Origin of the sequence: Geobacter argillaceus (assembly GCF_007830735.1) — a bacterium.
Lineage (GTDB): Bacteria > Desulfobacterota > Desulfuromonadia > Geobacterales > DSM-12255 > Geomobilibacter > Geomobilibacter argillaceus.
The window spans coordinates 88,363-94,964 of sequence record NZ_VLLN01000018.1; the positions used below are offsets into that span (position 1 = coordinate 88,363).

The window sequence follows — 6,602 nt, forward strand, 5'->3', positions numbered from 1 at the left end:
GGCCGCGAAGCCGCTTCCCGACTAATTTAATGGAAATCATTAGTTATTGATATCAAATAAATGGCATTAAACATTGCAAGGCCCGTTCCAGATTTTCCCTGCTATGTGCCTCAATTGTCCAGACCGCGTCCGGAGCATACTGCGCCAGAAGAGTAAAGAATGTGCCAAAATCTATCGTCCCGTCGCCAATGGGTGCATGATCGTCCCTTGTCCCCGCGTTGTCATGGATATGGGTTTCGACGATATACGGTCCCAGCAGGGAAAACCACTCCTCCATCGACACCTTGTGGAACAGGTTCCAGTGGCCGGTATCGAAACAATGCCGGAACCGGGGAGAGTCGATCGCCTCGATGAGCGCCACCAGCGTCGACGGCTCCTCCTCGAAAATATTCTCCACCGCAACGGTGCAGCCACTGTCAACGGTCAGGTCCAAAATCTCACGCCATAGCGGGATACTGTGACGCAGCCAGCTCTCCTGGCGCTCCCCGTAACGCCACCGGTCATACCCCGGATGAAAGACCATGACGCGCGGCTTGATGATACAAGCGACTTCGGCCACCTGCCGGAACCGCAAACGGGTCGCCTCACGCAGCAACTGCTCGTCCGAGCCGGGGTTTAAGTCGATAAACGGCGCATGGATGGTTGCCGTGAGCCCGTTGGCCCTCAACGCCCCTGCCACGGCCTGCACCTGTTCGGGAACGAGCGCCTCGAGCATCTGAGCCGAAAGGAATATTTCCGGATTCAGTCGCCGCTCCACCAGGAAATCCAGGCTCTCCCCCAGACGGGAAAACGGGACATGGGCGCAAAGCATGCTAGGCATGGCGTGGTTGATCCTTTTTCTGTTTATTGATGACCGCGGCAGCGCTCGCCCCGCAGCTGACGACCTCTTCCAGTTTGGTTATGGATGACGGGTCCCCCAGCACGATCAAGGTGTCGAGGGCCTCGATCTTCGTATGGGAATCGGGGTTGAAGACCATTCTGCCGTTCGTTTTCTTGATCCCGACAATAATGACCCCGATCTCTTTTCTGAATCCGGCCCCAACCAGATTCTCCCCGACAAAGGCAGATTCTTCGGGGATAATGATCTCCTCCATCTGCAGTTCCAAATGTTCACGCCCCGTGGCTATCTCGATAAAATCGACCACATTGGGCCGCAGTATCGCTTGGGCCATACGACTGCCGCCAATCAGATAGGGAGAAACCACCTTGTTGGCACCGGCACGTTTCAGCTTGATATCCGACCCCTCCTCACCCGAGCGGGCCAGGATAAACAGGTCGGGATTCAGGCCGCGGGCCGTCAACGTGATGTAGACGTTTTCCGTATCGGAAGTGACCACCGAGATCAGCCCCTTGGCCCGCTTGATGCCGGCCCGGAGCAGCGTATCATCCTCGGTCGCATCACCGCGGATATGCAGATACTCCTCCTGGTGCAGCCTCTCATGTACCTCAGGGTGCTTCTCTATCACCACGAACGGCAGCGGCTTGGCGGCAAACTCCTTGCAGATCAGGGCGCCGATGCGCCCGAAGCCGCAGATGATATAGTGATCGTTCAGGGCGAGGATCTTCTTTTCCACCTTTTTCCTCCCGATGATGCGTTGGAACTGCCCCTCGAACATGATCTGGGCCAGACTCCCCACAATGTAGCCGATGACGCTGACACCGATGATGATGAGGAACATCGTGAAAATCTTGCCGATATCGCTGAGCGGGGTGATCTCCCGAAAACCAACGGTGCCGAGGGTGATGACCGTCATATAGAGGGAGTCCAGGGGCCTCCACCCCTCTATGACCATATAACCGGTGGTGCCGACCGTCATCAGCAGGGCCAACACCATAATGGAAACTTTCAGATGTCGTACAGGATCCATGGACTCCCTCGGGCGGCCATAGAGTACTCTCCGCAAAAGAGCAAGGCAAGCCTTTTTGAGCGGTTACCGGGGGAACCATTTGTATCTAACTCCCATTCTCATGAAATACAATGGGGAAGTTCTTGACATTTTATGTATACTGTATACAATAGAGCAATGTCGAACTATTGAGGTTTATTCATGAGAAGAGTTACTGAAAAGCACCTCACCCTGAGAGAAAAAATCCTGGAGACTATCAGGGAGGCTATCATCAAAGGAACCCTCAAGCCGGGGGAGAAAGTAGCCGAGCCCGAACTGGCGGAACGTTTCGGCATCAGCCGCACCCCGATCCGGGAGGCATTCCGTCAGTTGGAATCCGAAGGGTTCCTGGTGGTGATCCCGCGCAAGGGGGCAGTGGTAGTTTCGTTCTCGCCAAAGGAAATCGAAGAGTTTTACGCCATCAAGAGCATTCTGGAAGGGTATGCGGCCCGTAAGGCATGTGAAAACCTGAGCGACAAGGAAATCGACAAACTCAAGGCCATCAACGACAAACTCCGGCAACTGGCCAACGAGGACGACATAAAGCACTTCTTCAAGATCCACAACGAATTTCACGAGCTGTTCATCAAGGCAGCGGACAACGAAAAACTCCACGATCTCATATCGAGCCTGCTGGGCAAATTCCAGCGACTCCGACTCACTTCGCTAAGCCTGCCGGGGCGCATGGCCGTCTCGGTGCAGGAGCATGACAAGATCATCGAAGCGTTCCGCGACCGCGATGCCGAACAGGCCGAGCAGCTGGTCCGCAAGAATGCCGAATACGGCGGCAAGGTTCTGATGCACGGCAACGAGGAAAGACCCGTTGTCAACGTTGCAGAGCAACTGGCCTCCCTGCAGATGGACCTCTAGACCGGGAGGCCACGTGTCCCAACTGTTCCGCGCCATCCCCAAGGTTGACCGACTCCTCCTGTTCCCGTCCGTCACAGCTCTCTTGTCAGTACATCCGCGGCCGGTCGTTCTCCAGGCAATTCGCACGGTGCTCGCGGCCCTCAGGACCGAGGCACAGAACGGCACCCTCAGCCGGGAGGCGTTGATCGACACCGCTCTGTCGAAACGGATCGAACGGGAACTCTCCCTGCAGACCGCTTCACACCTCCGCCGTGTCGTCAACGGCACCGGCATCGTCCTCCACACCAATCTCGGCCGCTCGCCGCTTCCACCGAGTGTCAAAAGCCAACTGAACGAAATCGCCTTCGGTTACTCCAACCTGGAGATGGATCTCGCCACCGGCTCGCGGGGGACCCGTTACAGCCATGTGGAGGAGCTTCTGTGCGAGCTGACCGGTGCCGAAGCGGCGCTGGTGGTGAACAACAACGCCGCTGCCGTCCTGCTGGCTCTCTCCTCGATGGCAGCCGGCCGCGAGGCGGTCGTCTCCCGTGGGGAACTGGTGGAGATCGGCGGGGCATTCCGTATTCCGGATGTCATGGCTCAGAGCGGGGTGCAGCTGAAAGAGGTAGGGACCACCAACCGGACCCACCTGAAAGATTACCGGCTGGCTGTGACCGAGCAGACCGGACTGCTCCTGAAGGTCCACTGCAGCAACTTCGCCGTCGTCGGCTTCACCTCCGAAGTAACAGCAACGGAACTGGCCTCGCTTGGCCGAGAACTGGGGGTGCCGACCATGGTCGATGCCGGCAGCGGCAACCTGGTGGATCTGCGACCGCTCATCGGCTGCGACGAGACGACGGTGCAGGAGTATGTCCGGGCAGGAATGGATGTAGTCACCTTCAGTGGCGACAAGCTGCTGGGTGGGCCGCAAACCGGCATCATCGTGGGGAAAAGGTCGTTTGTCGACCCAATGAAAAGCCACCCACTCCTGAGGGCGCTCAGGGTCGACAAGCTCACCCTGGCCGCCCTTGAAGGAACCCTGCGGCTTTACCGCGACGAACGGCAGGCCTTTGCCGAAATTCCGACGCTCAGGATGCTCACACTAACGGAAAAGACGCTCGCGGCACGGGCAAGGTCACTGGCCGGCCGATTGCGGCGCCGCTTGCCGAAGACCATCAGCCTCACCGTCGTCAAAGGAACGTCACAGGCCGGCGGCGGTTCGCTGCCGCTGCTCCAGCTTCCCACCGCCCTCATCAGTGTCGCGGTCGAAGGCCTTTCCGCTCAGGAGACCGAAGAACGGCTGCGCGACTGCCCGGTCCCGGTCATCGGCCGCATTCACAGGGATTCCTTTCTCCTGGATCTCCGGACCTTGCTGGACGATGACCTGCCGAATCTGATGGAGGGGCTGCAAGCCCTGTCAAAAGATTGACCGAATCGGAATCGTCAACAGCTTACTGCATGCAGCACCCCGGCTTTCTTCACCGCCCCTTTCACCGAGTATTCCCCATTACATTACAATTCCAATGCATTAGCGCACTTCGCTTGTCGTCAGGTGTCGACAGGGGCATAAAAATTGCTGTTAACCGGAACATCTTGCCGGTATAGCCCAGAAACCGGCATCCCCCGGTTGACCATCCGGGTGATGAGGAAGTTGCGCAGGGCAAAGCCAAAGGTGGAACCCTCTTCGCTGGTGGAAATAAAGAGTGGCTTGCCGTCCAGTTCCGGGACCTTTTTCATGGTTGCCAGGGTCTGGCCGGTAATGTCGTCGGCAAGCACGTCCCAATGATGGGCCGACCTGACCTTCTTCTGGGATGAGATGGGAAAATTCCGGGCGATCGGGACTTGAGAGGCGCAGCCGGTAACGACAACAACGAGGGCAAGCAGGATCAGACGTGCGTTCATTATGGCTTGGTACCCCCTAGCTTAGTGGGTGCTAAGCATACCATAGGTCTTCCGCTCTACAGCAGGGGAATTTGCACTGGCGGCATTCTGCAGACAAAAAAACGGCAGCGCCAATAGGCACTGCCGTTTTAGTCGGTAGGAACTGTCTCTAGAACTTGCCCAGAAGCGGCACGATCAGCAGCGAGACGATGTTGATGATCTTGATCATCGGGTTGACTGCCGGCCCGGCGGTGTCCTTGTACGGGTCGCCAACGGTGTCGCCGGTGACGGCCGCTTTGTGGGCGTCGCCTCCCTTGCCGCCATGGTGACCGTCCTCGATGTATTTCTTGGCATTGTCCCAGGCCCCGCCGCCGGTGGTCATGGAGATGGCGACAAAGATGCCGGTGACGATGGTGCCGACGATCACCCCGCCCAGGGCCTTGGGTCCCAGGGTGAAGCCGATGATGATCGGGGCCGCGATCGGGATGATGCCGGGGATGACCATTTCCTTCAGGGCGGTCTTGGTGACGATGTCGACGCACGCTGCGTAGTCCGGTTTACCGGTCCCTTCCATGATTCCCTTGATCTCACGGAACTGGCGGCGGACTTCTTCAACAACGGAACCGCCGGCTTTGCCGACCGCTTCCATGCAGAGAGCGGCAAAGTAGTACGGCAGCATGCCGCCGAGGAAGAGGCCGACGATGATGTACGGGTCGGACAGGGAGAATTCGATCTGCTGGCCGGCCAGTTTCAGTTCGTCCACGTAGGAGGTGAAGAGGATGACCGCAGCCAGGCCGGCGGAGCCGATGGCGTATCCTTTGGTGACGGCCTTGGTGGTGTTGCCGACCGCGTCCAGCGGGTCGGTGACGGCCCGGACCGAGTCGTCCAGTTCGGCCATTTCCGCGATGCCGCCGGCGTTGTCGGTGATCGGGCCGTAGGCGTCCATGGCAACGACAATGCCGGTAAGGGAGAGCATGGAGACGGCGGCGACGGCGATGCCGTAGACCCCGGCGCTTTTGTAGGCGACGATGATGCCGGCGGCGATGACGATGACCGGCAGGGCCGTGGACTTCATGGAAACGCCGAGGCCGGCGATGATGTTGGTGGCGTGGCCGGTGGTGGACGCCTGGGCGATATGCCTGACCGGAGCGTATTCGGTGGCGGTGTAGTATTCGGTGATCCAGAAGATGGCGCCGGTGACGACGAGGCCGACCAGGGCGGCGACGAAGATGTTGTTGGCCGCCAGACCGGTGGGGTTGCCGGCCGGGAACATCCGGACGGTGACGAAGTAGAAGGCGATGCAGGCCAAAACGGCGGAGGCGATCAGCCCTTTGTACAGGGCCGGCATGATCTTCTGGCTGGGACCCAGTTTGACGAAGAAGGTGCCGATGATGGAGGTGATGATGGAGATCCCCCCCAGGATCAGCGGGTAGCTGACCGCGCCGGTAAAGTTGTTGAACGCCATGGCGCCGAGCAGCATGGAGGCGATGAGGGTGACGGCGTAGGTCTCGAACAGGTCGGCGGCCATGCCGGCGCAGTCGCCGACGTTGTCACCGACGTTGTCGGCGATGACGGCCGGGTTGCGCGGGTCGTCTTCGGGGATGCCGGCCTCGACCTTGCCCACCAGGTCGGCGCCGACGTCGGCCCCTTTGGTGAAGATGCCGCCGCCGAGACGGGCGAAGATGGAGATGAGCGAGCCACCGAAGCCGAGACCGACCAGTTGGCTGACCACGTCTTTTACCGGGGCGCCCGGCATCAGTTTCTGCAGGATCATGTAGTAGCCGGCCACGCCAAGGAGGCCGAGACCAACGACCAGCATGCCGGTGATGGCGCCACCCTTGAAGGCGACGTTAAGGGCCTTGTGGATGCCGGATTTCGCTGCCTCGGTGGTGCGGATGTTGGCCCGGACCGAGACGAACATGCCGATGAAGCCGGTGAGGCCGGAGAACAGGGCGCCGACGGCAAAGCCGACAGCGGTCTTGGCGC

The 6,602-nt window shown here is 59.4% G+C and carries 6 protein-coding genes; 2 read left to right on the forward strand and 4 right to left on the reverse strand.

Features of this window, described 5'->3' with window-relative positions:
• Positions 1-52 precede the first annotated feature (52 nt).
• Together JN12_RS14265 and JN12_RS14270 are read right to left on the reverse strand one after the other, a co-directional pair.
• Positions 53-820, reverse strand: a complete 768-nt coding sequence (locus JN12_RS14265; RefSeq protein WP_145023881.1) for a sugar phosphate isomerase/epimerase family protein — start codon at positions 818-820, stop codon at positions 53-55.
• A complete protein-coding gene (locus tag JN12_RS14270) occupies positions 813-1,868 on the reverse strand; it encodes a potassium channel family protein (RefSeq protein ID WP_145023883.1) in 1,056 nt (351 codons plus the stop codon). Before JN12_RS14270 ends, JN12_RS14265 begins: the two co-directional genes overlap by 8 nt.
• A gap of 180 nt (positions 1,869-2,048) precedes the next feature.
• Here JN12_RS14270 and JN12_RS14275 point away from each other — a divergent pair, with 180 nt between their 5' ends.
• Together JN12_RS14275 and selA are read left to right on the forward strand one after the other, a co-directional pair.
• The gene (locus tag JN12_RS14275; RefSeq protein WP_145023885.1) at positions 2,049-2,756 is read left to right on the forward strand and encodes a GntR family transcriptional regulator; all 708 of its coding nucleotides are present in this window, start codon (positions 2,049-2,051) and stop codon (positions 2,754-2,756) included.
• 13 nt (positions 2,757-2,769) lie between these two features.
• Positions 2,770-4,164, forward strand: coding sequence for an L-seryl-tRNA(Sec) selenium transferase (gene selA / locus JN12_RS14280; protein ID WP_281287738.1), 1,395 nt, complete (start codon positions 2,770-2,772; stop codon positions 4,162-4,164).
• 119 nt (positions 4,165-4,283) lie between these two features.
• On the opposite strand, the gene JN12_RS14285 is transcribed toward selA, so the two are convergent.
• Positions 4,284-4,637 carry a hypothetical protein gene (locus JN12_RS14285; protein WP_145023887.1) on the reverse strand — a complete coding sequence of 118 codons (354 nt, stop codon included), beginning with the start codon at positions 4,635-4,637 and terminating at the stop codon, positions 4,284-4,286.
• Between the two features lie 148 nt (positions 4,638-4,785).
• Positions 4,786-6,602: sodium-translocating pyrophosphatase (locus JN12_RS14290; protein ID WP_145023889.1), on the reverse strand; the 1,817-nt coding region annotated here is incomplete at its 5' end.